The sequence below is a fragment of the Saccharopolyspora thermophila genome (assembly GCF_014646075.1).
In the GTDB taxonomy this organism is placed as follows: Bacteria; Actinomycetota; Actinomycetes; order Mycobacteriales; family Pseudonocardiaceae; genus Saccharopolyspora; species Saccharopolyspora thermophila.
Genome location: NZ_BMMT01000012.1, coordinates 1 through 16,162, shown reverse-complemented (window position 1 = coordinate 16,162; position 16,162 = coordinate 1). Strand labels below are relative to the sequence as shown.

Here is a 16,162-nt window from a genome sequence, read left to right as displayed (position 1 = left end):
TCGCTGGTTCACCGTCAGTGTCGCGGACGGCGCAGTCTGCGCGGCTGCTCGGTCTGCACCACCTCGGGCTTCACGGGGGACGCGGCGCCTGGATTCGCGACCTGCCACACCTCGTGGTCGAGGGCCTGCTGCGCGGGCTCGTTCGCGGTGTTCCTGGTGCCGGACATGGCGACCGGTCGGTAGCCGCTGCCGACGGGGTCGGCCAGTGCCGATCTCCCCCGCAGCCGTGATGGAACACCTGGCACGGCGGTGGTGGTCCTCGTCCGTCGTGCACCGTCGAGGGAGCGGGTGGCGCCTGACCGCCTACCGGTCGCCGGTCCGCCGGTCCCGGGAATCATCGGCGGCATCATCATGGGCGGGACCATGCCTGCGGAGGCGGCCTTCGTGCCCGGGGCCGTCCCGGTGGGCCGTTCGGGAGGCTGAGGGGCCTCCGGCGCGGCGGGTGGTCCCGTGAGCGGCACGGGATTGGCGACCTGTTCGATCCTCCTTGGGATGTCCGGGCTGCTCGCATCAGGCAGGGAGCCACCCGCGGTGGTCCGCGGGCCGGACGAGCTCGCGTCGATCGGTGCGCCTGCCGTGGAGCGTGGTTCCGCCGGGCTGCCGCCTGCCCCGCCGCGCGGGGTGTACCGGCCGCCGGCCGAGCTCGGAACGGCGAGCAGGCCCGGGATCGAGACGCTGCCGGGCGGCAGCATGGAACCGCTGCCGGAATCCAGAGCCACGTGCGGTGCCAGGTTCGGGCCGAGACCGCCCGCGAGCACGGGGCCCGTCACGCCGGGTCCCGAACAACATCCGTCGGCGAGCGGACCGTTCGCGGCGAGGCTGACACCGGCCGCGGCGAGCACCGCCTCGGCGGCCGCATGGAAGTAGCGATCGAGCTCCTCGAGGTCAGCGGCCGCTTCCTGGTGGCTCGCGTCGGCGGACCGCTCCACCGCGCCGGTGATCCTGGCCTGGCAGATCACCAGTTGCCTGGCCAGATCATCGAGGGCCAGCCACGGTCGGTGCTCCTCGATCCGCTCGAGCAGCTCATCGATCGCCGCCCTGCGTCCCGCGGCTCGGCGGATGAACTCGACGCCCGTCGCGTCTTTCCAGTGCTGCTGCAGACGATCCAGCTCGTGCCGCAGCGAGTCGGACACCTCGCGTAGCTCCGCCGCGATCGTCCGCCACATCCGGCTGGCCTGCTCGACCCGCGCGAGATGGGTGTGGACCTCCACGTCGACCAGCGCGAACTGGACGATGGCCGGCAACCGCGCGTAGTCCACGTCAGTCCTCCACGACAACGAACACGGCGCCCACCACGGCGTGCGCGCCCACCCGGTCCGTGGTCAGGTAGTCCTCCGCCGCTTCGGCCGCCGCCGCCCGCAGCGCCGCGATGGCGGCACCGGTCTCGGCGAGGAAGCTGGCGAGCGCCCGGGTCGAGGCCACATCAGCGGCGGTGAACCTCGCGCATGCCTGCATGCCGCCCGGGCAGGGCGCACCAGGCGGCTCGAGGACCGCTGCCGTGTCCAGGTCGACGAGCTGCTCGACGAAACGCCGCATCGCCTCCGGGTCTCCGTGCATTTCCTGGCGTGACTCGCACATGGAATCTCCGTTCACCCGCTCTCGGTCGGCGACAGGTGCTGGGCCTGGGGCAGCCAGGCGAGTTGGACGAGCCGCGCAGGATGCCGCCTGCCGACCAGCCACGCCCGGCCCGGCGGGAGCGGTTCGGGTTTCAGCCCTCCCAGGAGCGGGCCCTCGTCCTTGTCCCCGGACATCAGCAGGCCCGGTGATCCGATGTCGCGCAGCCGGGAGATGAACGGTTCGAACAGCGCTCGGCTGGCGCCTCCCGTGCGGCGGGCCAGCACGACGTGCATCCCGATGTCGCGGCCCTGGGGGAGGAAGTCCAAAAGCGGCAGGAACGGGTTGTCCAGCTGGTTGACCACGAGGTCGTAGTCGTCGATCAGGATGAACAGCTCGGGCCCCTGCCACCAGCTGCGTTCCCGCAGCTGTTCCGGTGTGACGTCCGGTCCCGGCAGTCGCACGGCCATTTCTCCGGCCACCTGCCGCATCAGCCGGGACGTCGAGTCCCGATCCGTGCCGTAGCCGATGAGGTGCTCGGACTCGACGTCGCCGAGCAGGCCGCGTCGGTGGTCGATGACGATCAGGCGCGCTTGCCTGGGTTCGTAGCTGTCCACGATGGCTCGGGTGAGTGCACGGAGGAAGGTGGTCTTACCCGCTTCGGTGTCTCCGAGGAGCACCAGGTGGGCGTCCGAGGCGAAGTCCAGGTGCACCGCGCCGAGGTCGTGTTCGGCGATACCCACCGCCAGGCGGTGCGCGGCGGCGTCGTGGGAGCCGACCAGCTCCTCGTACGGCACCGTCGCGGGCAGCAGCCGCACGGCGGGGGCGGGCGGGCCGTGCCAGGCCGAGGACACCGTCTCCACCAGCTCGCGGACCCCGCGCGTGAGATCAGCCGGATCGTCGACGCCGTCGATCCGCGGCAGCGCGATCAGCATCTGGTGCCTGTGCATCGTGACACCACGGCCCGGCGCGCCCTCCGGAACCTTGATCGCCGACGCCCGGTCGACCATGCTGTCGACCGGATCGCCGATGCGCAGCTCGAGCTTGCTGCCGAACAGGTCCCTGATGTTCATGCGCAGGTCGAACACGCGGGCAGCGGACACGATCACGTGGACGCCGTAGGCGAGGCCGCGCGCGGCGATGTCGGCCACGACCGCCTCCAGGTCCTCGAACTCGGTACGCAGCGTCGCCCAGCCGTCGATGACGAGGAACACGTCACCCCAGGCGTCGACGGCTGTTCCTTCAGCGCGCAGCAGCCGACGACAGGACTGCATTCCGTCGATCTCGTTTTCGGCGAAGGTGCGCTCGCGCTGCGCGATCAAAGCCCGCAGCTCGGCGATCGTCCGCCGTACCGCGCCGACGTTCTGCCGGCCCGCGACGCCGCCGACGTGGGGCAGGCCGCGGAGTGAGGTCAGCGTGCCGCCGCCGAAATCCAGGCAGTAGAACTGCACCTCGCGCGGTGTGTGGGTCAGGGCGAGGCTGGTGATGATCGACCGCAGCGCGGTGCTCTTGCCCGACCGCGGCCCACCGATCACGAGCACGTGCCCCGCCGATCCGGACAGATCCAGCACCAGTGGATCGCGGCGCTGTTCCATCGGCCGGTCGATGATCCCGATGACGGCGCGCAGGGCTCCCGCGAGCTCCTCGTGCGTGCAGCCGAACCCGCGGTCGTCGTCGCGGACCAGGCCGGGCAGCAGCCGGTCGAGCGTGGGCGACTCGGCCAGGGGCGGCAGCCAGACCTGATGCGCGGGCGTGCCGCGACCCCGCATCCGCTCGACGATGATGTCCAGCAGGCTTTCGCCGACCGCGTCCTCGTCATCCGGCGCCTCCGCCGCCTCGCCCGCGTCGACGGCGGGCGGCAGGTACTGCGTGGAGTACTCGAGCAACTCGCCAGCACCGTCGTCGCCCGGCTCGCCGGTGCTCACCTCCGGCGCGCGGTGCACCCCCGAGACGTACGCCGAGCGGAACCGGATCATGGGTCCGTCGTCGGTTTTGAGGAATCCATGACCCGGTGCGCGCGGGAGCTTGAAGGCATCCCCGACGCCGAGCACGTTGCGGCTCTCCACTTCCGAGAAGGTGCGCAACCCGATCCGGTACGACAGGTGGGTTTCCAGACCCCGGAGCCTGCCTTCCTCCAGACGCTGGCTGGCCAGCAGCAGATGCACGCCCAGTGCCCGTCCGACCCGGCCGATCTGCACGAACATGTCGATGAAGTCGGGCTTGGCGGACAGCAGTTCGCTGAACTCGTCGCAGATCACCAGCAGGGTGGGAACCTCGGGCAGCGGAGCGCCGGTGGCGCGAGCCCGTTCGTACTCGCGTAGCGACGTGAAGTTGCCGGCCGCGCGCAGTAGTTCCTGCCTGCGCAGCAGCTCGCCGGTGATCGCTTCGGTCATCCTGTCCACGAGCGGCAGCTCGTCGGCGAGGTTGGTGATGACCGCGCTGGTGTGCGGGAGCTTGTCGAGCGTGGCGAACGTGGCACCGCCCTTGAAGTCGACGAGCGCGAAGTTCAGCGAGCTCGGTGGGTGGGTCACCGCCAGCGCCAGCACGATGGTTCGCAGCAGTTCGCTCTTGCCGGACCCGGTGGCGCCGATCAGCAGGCCGTGCGGCCCCATCCCGTCCTGGGCGGACTCTTTCAGGTCCAGTTCGACCGGCGTCCCGTCGGGCCGGATGCCGAACCGGATCCGCAGGGTGTCCCTGGTCGGTCGCCGCACCCACGTTTCGGCGGGGTCGAACGTGCGGGGGTCGCCGATGCCGAGCAGCTCGGCGAGGTCGAGGTCGGTGTTCATCGGTTGCTCGCCGAGCCGACCCGCGGTCGTCCGCAGCGGTGCCAGCTGGCGGGCGATGCCTTCCGCCGCCGGCACATCCAGCGCGTCGGCCCAGCCGAGATCGACCGCGCCGTCGATTGTTTCGCTGGCGAGGGCGCCGTCCTGCCCGACCCGCAACACGATGGTCGCCGGGTCGAGAGCGCGGGGCGGCGGGGAGCGCAGGTCGATGATGGTGACACCTTCGAGCCCGCCGTCCGCCAGGAGGGCGTCCGAGCCGGCGGTCGAACCCCCGTCCAGGACCACGACGACGTGCGGCATCGCCTCCCGATTGTCGACCGCGGGGTCGAACCTCGTCCGCTTGCCCAGCAGGTCGTCGATCATCGCCTCGATCGAGACGATCGAGGGTGCCACGAGCCGCAGCGGCCCCACGGCGTCCGTCCGCTCCGGATGCAGGGCGTGCGGCAGCCACTTGAGCCATTCCCACTGCGCCTGCGCGTCAGCGCCCGGGCAGGCCGCGATCCGCAGATCGTCCGGCGCGTGCAACGACGCGAGCTGCGCGAGCACCGCACGGACCAGCGCCGCCGACCGGTCCCGGTCACCGTGGACGTAGATCCGGTTGAACCCGTTGACCGCCATGGCCAGCGGCAGCCCGGGAATGGCCGAGTACGTGGTGAGAAACCGGCGCAGCGCGAGCGCGGACAGCGGCTCCAACCGCTCCAGCGGCTTGGCCTCCGGTGGCACGAGCGTGATCGCCGGGCGCTGTGCACCGGTGCCGATGCGGGCGACCCCGAAGTCGGCGTCGACCGGGCGGCGTTCCCACAGGCGGTAGCTCGCGACGAGGGACAGCAGGGCCGCCGGTTCCGGATGCAGGTACACCATGGCGTCGCGTTGCTGGTGGATCGCGCGGGTCAGCCGCAGCCGGTGCTGTCCCAGGTGACGGAGATAGCTCCGGCGTTCCTGGCCCATCTCGCGCTTGCTGGGACCGGAGGAGTTGATCAGGGTGACCGCGAGCATGCCCAGCATGCCGACGCCGAAGAGACCGAGGACCACCAGCCGCAGAACTCCGTTGCCCTGCCCGAAGTTTCCGGAGAACATCAGCGCCATCGCGGCCATCATGGCGATCATCGGGATCACCATGAAAACCTGCGTCCACGGCCTGCCGGACGGCTGCGGGATCTCGGGCGGCGGGTCCAGGACGAGCTCACCGGAGGGTTGCTCCGGAGCGGGCCGGCGAACCGGCCTACGCACCACGACCGCGGCCATGACGATCCCTTCTTGCCCGTGCACTGATGCCAGCGATTGTCATCGCGACCTGGTGGACCAACGGCGTGCGTGGCAGGAACGTGCCGTGCGCACCTGCCGACGGCGGTGACACGGCTAGCGTCCGATCGTGCCCGCACCCTGCCGCGGGTTCCGCGCGGCAGCACTGTGGACGGCGTGAGCCGTGTGGAGGGAAGGAGAATCCGGTGAATGCTGGTGGCGGTCTGCTGGACGCCAATACGGAAACACTCGCTCGAGTGGTGCAGATGGCGGCGGTGGTCGTGCAGGAAATCGAAGGCCATCGCAGCAAGCTGGACGGTGAGGTGAACTCCGTCATCCCCGCCCAGTGGAACATGGACCAGTCCCGGGCGCTGCTCGTCGCGCACCGGAAGTGGGACAAGGCGATCAAGAACCTGTGCGAGAAGCTGGAGAAGCTGGGCAACGACACCAACTTCGCCTTGAACGACTACCTCGACGTCGACCAGCAGGGTGCCTCCTGCTTCAGCGGTATCGACGACGGTGGCCTCGATGGCGCCCACGGTGGCGGCGACCACGACGGTGGCGGTGACTCCGACGACGACAAGGGGTCTTCCGGTGAGAGCTACGCGTTCGCCGGGGTGCTGCGCGCCCTGTGAGCGCCGCATGACAACACGCATGATGGAGAGGAGTGAACCGTGACTCGCAAACTCGCGATGTTCGGCGCGCTGGACGCCCTGTCGATGAACATGAACAGCTGCGTCCAGGGCGTTCAGCAGTCGATTGACTCCTGGCGCCAGGTGTCGGGGATGGGCGAGGCAGACTGGCTCGACCAGGCGGGCGGACAGTTCGCCGAGATCAGCAGGGCCTGCCAGCAGGTCATGGCTGCTGGCCAGGAGCTGATGCAGGCCATGAACCAGGGTGTCCAGACCTGCAACCAGCAGAACATGGCCGCGGTGCAGCGCTGCTGCAGCCGACTGGGTTCCTGACGGCATTGATCGGCACGTCCCGGTGCGCCGAAGCGCTCCGGGACGTGCTTTGTCGTTGTCCGAGGGAGTTTCCCGCTGTCGCTTCCTCGACCTCTCACGTCCCGTGCGCCGGGTGGTGGTGCCGCTGGACGGCCGTCCGGTCGGCCGTGGGTGAGTCCGAATCGAGGCCGGACACCATCAGCTCGAAGTCGGTCGCGATCGCCTCGGCCTGCTCGAGCGTGGCGGTCGACGTCGCGCGGAGCACGGGAAGTCCGGTGGGCAGACCGCCCTCCTGGAGGACGGCGTACTCCTCCACCCGCACCAACCACCGCAGTCTCGGGCCGGCCCCGTCGGTCAGGCGCAGCACCTGCCGCAGCCGCGGCCCGCGGGGGCCCTCCCAGGCCGAGCGGCTGATCACGATTCCCGTCGGCTGCGCCGCCGCGGCATGGTCGGCCAGGTCGGTCAGCGACGAGCCCGGTTCCAGGGTCATGCCCTCGATCACCACGGTGGCGGTGAAGCCCGAGCCGTGGGTGTCGAGCCTGATCGCGAGAAACGCGACGTCGAGGTTCAGTTCGCCCGGTGACACGGGGTGCCACCGGGCGGGGAGCGGGAACTCGATCGATCCCGGCGCTGCCATGCGTTCCTCCCAGGTCAGCCGAAGATGGAGCGCCGGATGGACTCGAGGCTCTGGTTGAGCTCGTTCAGGTCGACCTTGACGTCCAGGCCGAGTCCGCCGCCGACGATCGGGGACGCCGAGCCCTCACCCTTGAGGCTCAGCTGTCCGTTCTCCTCCTGCACGTTGAGCTCCAGGCCCGCGCCGGGGCCGACCCGGGCTTCCGGCTTGATGGACACCGAAAGCGGCCCGGCGTCGACCACGTTGATCTCGTCGAGGTTCGCCTTCGCGCCCAGCTGCACGTCGGCCTCGAGGAGGGGATCCTCCGAGTCCGGCATGTTCAGCTGGCCGGACCCGTAAGCCCCGGCCGAGTACTCGCCGTTGACCGCACCACCGAAGGCGTGCCACTTGCCGTGGTCGGCGAGGGCCTCCGCTTCGATGCTGGCGACCCCGCCACCGGGGCCGGGCCCCTTCGGGGTGATGTCGGCATCCGGTCCTTCCGGCTCGACCGTCAGCAACCACCGGCCCGCCTCCCGCACGCGCTCCCCGGTTTCGTTGACCAGCCGACGGAACTCGCGGTAGACGGGGTTCTCGGTGCGGGGGTCCATGAAGTCGTCCCAGTCGCCGGCCTGTGCCAGGGAGGTCTGGGCCTCGTCCAGCTTCTGGCCGGCCTGCCGGACAGTGCCCTGCGCGCCAGCCGCTGCCGACGCCGCCGGCGGAGCGGTTCCGGCTGCGGGTGTCGCCTGACCCGCACCCGGTGCCGCCGGCGGAGCGGCGTTGGCGGCGTTTCGCGCGCCGTCCGCCCAACCGCCAACGGTGTCCCGCATCTCCCTGCGGGCCTGATCCATCACGTCGTGACCGCGACGCACGGCGTCAGCCACCGTGCGTTCTTTCGCCACGATGTCCTCGCCCGGCGGCAGGGTGTCGGCCATCGCGTAGATGGACCTGCCGTGATCGAGGTCGGCCTTGCGCTCCTGCGTGGTCTTCTCGACGATGTCGGCGGCGCGATCGACGTCGTCGGCAAGCCTGCCGCTGTCCTGGCCGACCGCCCGGGTCTGCTCGGCCTGCTTGGCCACCTGCGTGGTGAGTTGCTTTCCCGGTTCTCCGCCGAAGTTCTCCCCGAGGTCGCGTGCCGCGCGGTCGGCCTCGTCGGCGGCTTCCGGAGCATCGCGAGTCCCCGACGCGCGAAGGTTGTCCGCCGCGGCACGCATGGAGGCCGGATCCGAGTCCGGCAGCGGGGCCTCGGCCGTCACGCGGTCATCGAACTCGTGGCTGCCAGGCTGCTGGGTTCCGGTGCCCTTCTCCTGCGTGTTGTCGGCACCTTTGCCCTGCCCGGCAGGCTGTTCCTCGGAAGTCCGTTGCCCCTCTGACCCCGGGGGCTGGTCGCCTGAGGGCTTGGACTCCGCGGTTTTGGACTCGTCAGGCTTGGATTCGGCAGGTGCCGACTCGGCGGGCTTGGAGTCCGCCGGTGTGGACTCCGCAGGCTTGGATTCCGCGGATTTCGACTCAGGCTTGGGGTCCGCAGACTTGGACTCGGCGGGCTTGGACTCGGCGGGAGCCGACCCGCCGCCACCGCCGGACTGGCCGCCGCCACCGCCGGACCCAGCCGGTGCACCGCCCCCGCCGCCAGCGTTGCCGCCGCCTCCCGCTGCCTCGGCCATCTCAGCACTCCCTCGACCGTCGACCGATCTCACGCCGCACCCGAGTGTCGTGTCGGCGGTGGCGGCGTGGGGGCCGGTGGCCGGAAGAGGTCAGCAGCCGTCCGGCCAGGGTTGTCGCGTGTGACGCTGAAATCCCGTTCCCCCAAGGAGAATCCATGGCACCGAGGATCGACGTGGCCCGGCGAAGGGCGGACTACGAACGACTGCGCGACGACCTGTTCGACATCCGGACGAGGATCGCCGACATTGAGGCGACCGCGGAGTCCCCCGACGGCCTGATCAGGGCCACCGTGGTCGGCCGGGGCGAGGTGAGCGAGCTGCACCTCGATCCGCGGATCTACCGGACGACGGACTCCCAGGCCCTCGCCGCTTCCATTGTGGACACGATCAGGGACGCCGTCGAGCAGTCCCGGGAGCAGCTGTTCGAGATCACCCGCCAGTACCTGCCACCCAACGCGAAGTTCGAGAACACCGACGTGCACACCGATCCGTTCCTCCACCATCTCAACGAGAAGATCGAGGGGGCGTAGCGATGGCGGACTACGACATGGACCCGGACGCCGTCACGCGCAGCATCAACCGGCTGCGGGCCGCCGGGGAGGCGTTCGGCAGCGCATGGGAAAGCCGTAAGAAGGCGATCCAGGCCGCCCAGTCCGGCTTCGGCCACGACGGGCTCGCCCAGGCGTTCCTGGAGAAGTACCAGCCGCTCGCCGAGAAGCTGATGGCCAACGCCGATGCCATTCCCACCTCGTACGGGAGACTGTGCGACGACGCGCTGGGCTGCGTCCGGGACTACCTCGCGGCGGAGCACCAGGGAACCAGCTCGGTCCGGAGGCTGACCGGGACAAACGACCAGGAAACGTCCACGTGGCGATGAGGACCAGTAGACTGGTGACGGCCGTCGCGTTCGCGGCGGCCGTCCTCGTCAACCCCGGTGTGGCACGGGCCGCACCACCGCCCGGCGCGTGCGGTGACGTCGATCCGGCAAGCCCCACCGTCACCGAGCTGCCCTGGGCGCAGAAGACGCTCGACGCGCGGGCCGTGTGGCAGCACGGCACCGGTGTCGGGGTGGTGGTCGCCGTGATCGACTCCGGAGTGGACGCCGACCATCCGCAGCTACGGCAACCCGGAAAGGTCCTGCGCGGCGAGGACTTCTTCCTCGTCGGGGACCTGCCGGGCAACTTCGACTGCGTCTCGCACGGCACGGCCGTGGCCAGCATCATCGCCGCCAGCCCGGTCGACGGCATCGGGTTCGCCGGTTTGGCCCCGGACGCCACGATCCTGCCGGTGCGCGTCAGCGAGCGGGACGTGGCCGACGGCGCCGCGCAGGCCATCGACCCGGAGGTGCTCGCCAGGGGCATCTGGTACGCGGCCGATCACGGTGCTGACGTCATCAACCTGTCCGTCGCGGGAGGACTCGACAACCACTACGTGCGCGACGCGATCCGGTACGCGGTCGAGAAGGACATCGTCGTGGTGGCAGCGGTGGGCAACGCGCAGCAGGGCACGGCGCCAGGCCCCGTGACCTATCCCGCCGGCTACGACGGGGTGCTCGGTGTCGGTGCGGTGGACATGTCCGGTACCCGGCTGCCGAGCTCGCAGATCGGGCCGCAGGTGGACCTGGTGGCCCCGGGCGGAGGTGTGCTGAGTGCGGCCCGGGCGGGCGGACACCAGTACCGGGACGGGACCAGCTTCGCCGCGGCGTTCGTGTCGGCCACCGCGGCGCTGGTGCGGTCGGCCTGGCCGGAGCTGTCCGCCGAGGAGGTCGTCGAGCGGATTCTCGCCACCGCGACCCCAGCGCCGGGCGGCCGGGACAGCGCCGCCTATGGCGCCGGGCTGGTCAACCCGTATCGAGCGCTGACCGACGGCCTCGTCGATGCGGCGCCCGCACCGTTGCCACCGGTGCAGCATCCCGTGCCGGACGCGGCGCGGCTGCGCGTCTCCGCCTGGTGGGACGCCAGCACCTCGAACGCCCGCACCGCGGCGATCCTCACCGGGGCGGGCGTGGCGCTGGGCGGGGTGGCGGTGCTGGTGGTGGTTCGGGGACGGCGGACGCGCTGGCACCCCCGCCGCGCCGCCCTCCCGCCGGCCGAGCCGGCGCGCGAGGACCTGCCGCAGGAGATGTTCCTGGTGCCGCCGCCACCGGCGGACAGCTGACCGGTCACCGGAATCACCGAGCCCGGCCGTTCTCGCACGGCCGGGTTTCGGCAGCGGGCATTCAGCCGCTGCGTACGTTGGCGGGGTCGAGGCCGCTGCCCATCGGGACCCGGCTGACGATGCCCGCGGGCAGCCGAACGGGTCGCACACCGCCGTAGCCGAGGATGTCCAGCACGGCCGGAGAAGCCAGCGGATACGCCCGGCCCTGGTCGGTGACCAGCACGAGGGTCCCCGCGTACGCCTCGGCGCTCGGCATCACCTCGACCAGCGCGGCCCGGCCCGGCTCGACGTGGATGCGATCGGCCATCGGCATCCCGTGAGCCGTCGTGCGCGTGGTGGCCACCGTCGCCACGTCGGGCATGCGGGGATCGAGGTGCACCGTCGGCGTGGCAGCGGCCGGTTCGTAGGTGGCGCAGATCGTGTTCCCGCCGACGAAACGGGGCCGCACCCTGGGTGCTGCGCCGGGGCCGGCTTCCGCGGCGGGCGCCCGGCGGGCTTCGGCGGCCTCGGCCGGGTCGAGCGGGATGCCGACGGGCTGCCCGCCCCCGTACGCGCGCCGGGTGTCCGGGTCGGCACGCTGGATGTCGTACTGCAGCGGCGAGATCGGCCGGAGGCGGTCGACTTCGGCGAGGTAGTGCTCGCGTCCTGCGGACGTCTCCACGACGAGCAGTTGTCCCGCGCGCAGGTCCGTGCGCCTGGGTACCGCTGACGACGGTGCGCCCGCGTCGGCCAGCCTGATCGGTGCGATCGGTGCGCCCGAGGGCAGGATGTCCACCAGTGGCATGCCGGTCCTGGCCTTCGGTGCGGACCGCAGCGCGAGCCCCACGGTGACGGTGTCGGACTGGCGGATCCGGTGACGGTAGCCGTTCCAGATCAGGTACTGGTCACCGCTGGCCGGAACCTCGACCAGCAGCGCGGCGTCGCCCAGCGGGGCGCCCCCAGATGCTCCCGTCCCGACCAGCAGCACCGACTCGTCCACAGTGGATCCACTGGGGTCCGGGACGGGCCGGGAGCACAGACTCCAGCCTCCGGTGAGCAGCTCCTCCGGTGCCGCGAGCGTGTCCGGCGCGTCATGGATGCCGATCCGCGGCCCGCGCGGCACCCCCATCAGCGACTCGCTCGACACCGACATCGTCTCGGCGTGCTGGCCCAGCGCCAGCAGCGCCGACACGTAGTTCTCCACGGGATGCAGCACATCGTCCAGGTAGACGTACTGAGCCCCGGTGTCCTTCGCCACGATCACCGCGGGCCGGTCCCGCCAGGCGGTGTTCCCGCCCGGGTTGATCAGCCCGTACACCCCGACCGCGACCAGCGCCACGATGCCCAGCACGATGCTGCCGATCGCGGCATTGCCGGGACGGCGAAACGGCGGTTGCTCCGGGTCCGGTTCTCTCGTCACCAGTGCCGAGATGACCCGCTGGGCGAGGAACTGGTGCGCCTGCAGCAAATCCCGTTTGGAAGCCACCGCCGTCACCCGCCAAGCCCGCGCACGAGCCCGTACAGACCCAGCACGGCACACAGGACGGGCACGCAGGCGAGCACGATCACGACCTCGAGCAGTTCCGCGGACCGGCCGAGAAACGGGCTGGGCAGCCGCCTGCTGTGGGTGAGCCCGGCCAGGACGGCCAGGCCGCCCACGGCGATCAGGGCCGGTGCGGTGACGGCGAGCAGGCCCCCGTAGCGGCCATGACGGGTCCGGCGGCGAGCGCACCCCCGCTCGACACGCCCGCAAGCAGCAGCGGCGCCCGGTGCCGCAGGGCCGGATAAAGACGGGCGCGCAGGCAGAAACCCGCCGACAGCACGGACAGCAGCACCATCACCGAGGTGCTCGCCTCCTGCGCGATGACGAACACGCACAGCACGGTGACCACCGTCGCGCCACCGATCATGCCGGTCAGCAGCTGGTCCGCGCGCAGCACCGCGGCGTACACCGCGTGCCGCGGTGGCTGCGGATCGTCGCGCACCAGATCGGCCGTGCTGCGGGGGAGAACCGGCATCGGGACCCTGGCCAGCCGGATCGTCAGCGGGCCGAACAGCGGCGAGAACAGCAGCACTGCCACGGCAGCCACCGCCGCCCCGTCCACGCCGTCCAGTGCCTGTGTGGTCGCCAGCCACGACGCGAGCGCACCCACCAGGCCAACGGTGATGCCCGCGAGGAACAGCTCGGCGCGTTCCACCACGCCGGCATAGCCGAGTGCCGATGCGACCACGAGCGCCGAGCATCCGGCGAGCACGTGCGGTGCGCCGAATGCGGCGGGCGGCGGCCCGCTGCCGAGGAGCAGCCCGCCGCCGGTGAAGGCGAACGGCAACGCCAGCGCGGCGATGACGGCGCCCGCACCGGCGTCTCCCAGCGCCCGGGCCAGCGCGGTCCCCGCCGCGAGCAGCGCGGCGCAGAACCCCAGAGCGACCCAGGCCGCCGTGCCCCACGCAGGCCCGGCCCGCACCACCGCCAGCAGCGCCAGCAGGGCGGCCAATGACCCGACCAGCAGCCCCGCGGCGCGCGTGTGCGCAGGACCCCACAGGCGGCCGGTGCGCCCGGCTCCCTGCGCGATGGTGTCGGCGAGATCGTCGTACTCGAGTTCGGGCCAGTGCAGGCGCCGGGGCACCAGGTGCAGGATCTCGCCGTCGCGGATCCCGTGCGTGCCGAGAGTCCGGCCGAGGTCGAGCTCGGTGCCGTCGGTGCGGCGCAGCAGCCAGCCGCCGTCGGTGACGCCGTCGTCCGGCAGGCTCTCGCCCGCGCGGCGCAGCAGCCCCGGCAGGATTTCGGCCACCGACGAGCGCTCCGGCAACGCGAGGTCGATGCGGCGAGCCGGCGCGTCGATGGTCACCCTGACGAGGTTCGTCGTCATCCGCGTGCCCCTTCTGGATGGGCGGCAGCAAGCTGCCGCCGAACCCCCTGTGGAACCGTCGGTCTCTACGATGAGCGCGCCAGCGCGGTAGCGAAACGGCCACGGCAGCTACCGGACACGACGGAACGGCACCAGAATGACCACCGCGATGACGACATCCCCCGAAGACGACGAACTCGTTCCCCTCGGCGAGGGACCGGTTGCCACGGTGTTCGCGAGCGTCGACGAGCAGGGCGGTGCGGCGTTCGCGCTGAAGATCTATCCGGGACCGATCGACCGGCGCACACGCAGCGAACTCGACACCGAACTGCGCAGGCTTGCCGAGCTGCGCGCGCGGGCGGGCGTTGTGGTGGCCGACCGCGTCGAGGAACTGCCCGACGGCCGCTGCGCGCTGCGGATGGAGCTGTGCGCCCAGTCGATGCCGGAGCTCGTCGCCTCGTTCGGGCCGCTCACCATTCCCGACGTGCTCGCTCTGGGCAGCGCGCTGGCGACCGCGCTCGCGGCCGCACATGCGGCCGGGCTCGTGCACGGCGCCGTCACCCCGGGCAACGTGCTGTTCCGCCCTTCGGGGGAGCCGGTGCTCGCCGACTTCGGCCTCACGTTGCGCCGTGCTTTCCCCGGCGAGGTGTCCGCTGGTGTCGACTTTCTGGCGCCGGAAACCCTGCGGGATGGCACCCGCACCGAGCGGACCGATCTGTACGGGCTGGGCGCGGTTCTGTACTTCGCGCTGTCGGGTTCGTCGCCGCACCAGGGACGTCCTGGCGAGCCGGTGGACGCGCGGCTGCTGCGTGCGCTCAGCGGCGAGGTGCCCGCGCTGGAGCGGGCCGACCTGCCGGCCGGGCTCGCCCAGCTGGTTTCGGCGCTGCTGGCGAAGAACCCCGACGCGCGTCCGCTCGACGCGGCGACGGTCGCCGCCCGGCTCGGCGCCATGATCGGGCCGGTGCCGGCACAACCCGCGTTCGACGACTTCGGTGGTGCGGTGCCCGGCAACGCTGTCCGGCAGCCGCCTGCCGAGCCGACCGCGTTACCCGCTGGGCCCCCCACCGCGGTCCCGCCGCGGCCGAGGGGTGAGCTGCTCGTGCAGTTCGGGCCGAACGACAAGGCCCGGGGAAAGCCGCGCGCGGGCATCGTCATCGCCGCTGTCGGCGTGCTGTCGGTCCTGGCCGTCGCGTTGGTCGCCCTGCTGGTGAGCCAGCCCGCGAAGCTCGACGTGCCGGTCGCTTCCGCGCCGGTCGCCGGGCCCGCACCCGTGCAGCCCGCACCACCGCCCGTTCGCCTCGAACTCGATGACCCGGTGGACAAGGGCGACCATGTCGAGCTGTCGTGGCGTAGCAGCGAGCCGCTTGACTACGCGGTGATCGTCGCGCCCGAAGGGCAGCCCTCCGACACGATCTTCGTGCGGCGCGACACCCGGCTCCGGCTGCGGATCGACCCGGTCCTCCAATACTGCTTCCAGATCCAGGGCGCCTCCAGCGCCGGGGTGTACGAAAGCCAGGCCAAACCGATCCGAGACGCCACCTGCACCACCTGAACCCAGGTGAAACGTCAGCGTGGGGCGCGCAGGGGTGTCGGATTGAGCGCGGCGCGGATGCGGGCCTGCACGCCGCGGCGCCCGAGGCCCCGGCGCACCGCATCGACCGCGGCCCAGGCGCGCTCGCCGCTGTCCGGTTCCGGTCCGGCTCCGGACCACAACGCGACGTCCACCGTCGCGGCGAGATTCCGGAGACCTTCCGCGACAGCGCCGTCGGTGGCCGCGACAGCCGACGCCAGGTCCCGCACCGTCATACCCGCGGACACCGGAATCCCGTAGGCGCGCAGCCGGTCACGTGCCTCCTCCCAGGCGCCGACCACGGCGCCCACGCCCGGCCTGCGCCTGCGCCGCCACGCACGCAACGCCTTCGCGAGCGGCACACCCGCCGCCCACAGCGGCACCACGAGCAGCGGCACCACGAGCAGGATCCACAACGGAAACGACCAGCCGTCCGCGGCACCAGACACCAACGCGGCCGGTTCCGGTGCTACCGGCGCGTCACGCAGCTGTTCGGGAGGTGGTAGCGCCGCGCGTACCTCCTCGGCTGCCGCGGCGAGCCCGCGAACCGGGGCCGGGCCCGCCGCGGTGACCGTGCCGCTCGGGTCCAGCGGCACCCAGCCCACTCCTTCGACGGCCACCTCCGGCCACGCCAGCGCATCGCCGTTGCGGACGGTGTAGCTCCCGCCCGACCCGCGGTCCGGGGGGGGTGTTCCTATGGTTTTGTCAAGCGGCGGCTGGGGGTGCCGGGGGTTGGGTTGTGGGGCGGGTTGGCTGGTAGAGGGTCTTGTTGCGGAGCATGGCGAACAGGACGTCGCAGCGTCGGCGGGC

Annotated in this window: 13 protein-coding genes and 1 pseudogene; 6 read left to right on the top strand and 8 right to left on the bottom strand. The window is 71.6% G+C overall.

Going from position 1 to position 16,162, the window contains the following annotated elements; all coding sequences use genetic code 11:
* Positions 1–14 precede the first annotated feature (14 nt).
* The 3 genes from IEY17_RS16795 to eccCa are packed head-to-tail and all read right to left on the bottom strand — an operon-like array spanning position 15 to position 5,582.
* Positions 15–1,259 (bottom strand): hypothetical protein, encoded by a 1,245-nt coding sequence (locus tag IEY17_RS16795; RefSeq protein WP_188988805.1) that lies wholly within the window; start codon positions 1,257–1,259, stop codon positions 15–17.
* 1 nt (position 1,260) lies between these two features.
* Complete coding sequence (locus IEY17_RS16790; RefSeq protein WP_188988803.1) at positions 1,261–1,578, bottom strand: hypothetical protein; 318 nt, start codon at positions 1,576–1,578, stop codon at positions 1,261–1,263.
* 11 nt (positions 1,579–1,589) lie between these two features.
* The gene (gene eccCa, locus IEY17_RS16785) at positions 1,590–5,582 is read right to left on the bottom strand and encodes a type VII secretion protein EccCa (protein WP_188988801.1); all 3,993 of its coding nucleotides are present in this window, start codon (positions 5,580–5,582) and stop codon (positions 1,590–1,592) included.
* Between the two features lie 203 nt (positions 5,583–5,785).
* Here eccCa and IEY17_RS16780 point away from each other — a divergent pair, with 203 nt between their 5' ends.
* Positions 5,786–6,214: a WXG100 family type VII secretion target gene (locus tag IEY17_RS16780; RefSeq protein ID WP_229680240.1), complete on the top strand. Its 429-nt coding sequence runs from the start codon at positions 5,786–5,788 to the stop codon at positions 6,212–6,214.
* Between the two features lie 39 nt (positions 6,215–6,253).
* Complete coding sequence (locus tag IEY17_RS16775) at positions 6,254–6,544, top strand: hypothetical protein (protein ID WP_229680239.1); 291 nt, start codon at positions 6,254–6,256, stop codon at positions 6,542–6,544.
* Between the two features lie 94 nt (positions 6,545–6,638).
* Here IEY17_RS16775 and IEY17_RS16770 read toward each other — a convergent pair whose 3' ends face one another.
* The gene (locus IEY17_RS16770) at positions 6,639–7,160 is read right to left on the bottom strand and encodes a hypothetical protein (protein ID WP_188988797.1); all 522 of its coding nucleotides are present in this window, start codon (positions 7,158–7,160) and stop codon (positions 6,639–6,641) included.
* A 14-nt stretch (positions 7,161–7,174) separates the two neighbouring features.
* Positions 7,175–8,797 (bottom strand): hypothetical protein, encoded by a 1,623-nt coding sequence (locus tag IEY17_RS16765; protein WP_188988795.1) that lies wholly within the window; start codon positions 8,795–8,797, stop codon positions 7,175–7,177.
* 155 nt (positions 8,798–8,952) lie between these two features.
* Here IEY17_RS16765 and IEY17_RS16760 point away from each other — a divergent pair, with 155 nt between their 5' ends.
* From IEY17_RS16760 to mycP, 3 genes are read left to right on the top strand one after another with little or no spacing between them, the layout of a single operon-like run.
* Entirely contained in the window at positions 8,953–9,327 is a 375-nt protein-coding gene (locus IEY17_RS16760) for a YbaB/EbfC family nucleoid-associated protein (RefSeq protein ID WP_188988793.1), read from the top strand.
* Positions 9,328–9,329: 2 nt separating this feature from the next.
* A complete protein-coding gene (locus tag IEY17_RS16755; protein ID WP_188988791.1) occupies positions 9,330–9,674 on the top strand; it encodes a hypothetical protein in 345 nt (114 codons plus the stop codon).
* Positions 9,671–10,954 (top strand): type VII secretion-associated serine protease mycosin, encoded by a 1,284-nt coding sequence (mycP, locus tag IEY17_RS16750; RefSeq protein WP_188988789.1) that lies wholly within the window; start codon positions 9,671–9,673, stop codon positions 10,952–10,954. Before IEY17_RS16755 ends, mycP begins: the two co-directional genes overlap by 4 nt.
* Before the next feature lie 61 nt (positions 10,955–11,015).
* Here the strand turns inward: mycP and eccB are convergent, their stop codons facing one another.
* Complete coding sequence (eccB, locus tag IEY17_RS16745) at positions 11,016–12,419, bottom strand: type VII secretion protein EccB (protein WP_188988787.1); 1,404 nt, start codon at positions 12,417–12,419, stop codon at positions 11,016–11,018.
* Positions 12,420–12,424: 5 nt separating this feature from the next.
* Positions 12,425–13,803: pseudogene (gene eccD / locus IEY17_RS16740) on the bottom strand (type VII secretion integral membrane protein EccD).
* Positions 13,804–13,951: 148 nt separating this feature from the next.
* Between eccD and IEY17_RS16735 the strand changes: the two are divergent.
* Positions 13,952–15,334 (top strand): serine/threonine protein kinase, encoded by a 1,383-nt coding sequence (locus IEY17_RS16735; RefSeq protein ID WP_188988785.1) that lies wholly within the window; start codon positions 13,952–13,954, stop codon positions 15,332–15,334.
* Between the two features lie 14 nt (positions 15,335–15,348).
* On the opposite strand, the gene IEY17_RS16730 is transcribed toward IEY17_RS16735, so the two are convergent.
* The gene (locus tag IEY17_RS16730) at positions 15,349–15,948 is read right to left on the bottom strand and encodes a DUF4129 domain-containing protein (protein ID WP_229680238.1); all 600 of its coding nucleotides are present in this window, start codon (positions 15,946–15,948) and stop codon (positions 15,349–15,351) included.
* Positions 15,949–16,162 lie beyond the last annotated feature (214 nt).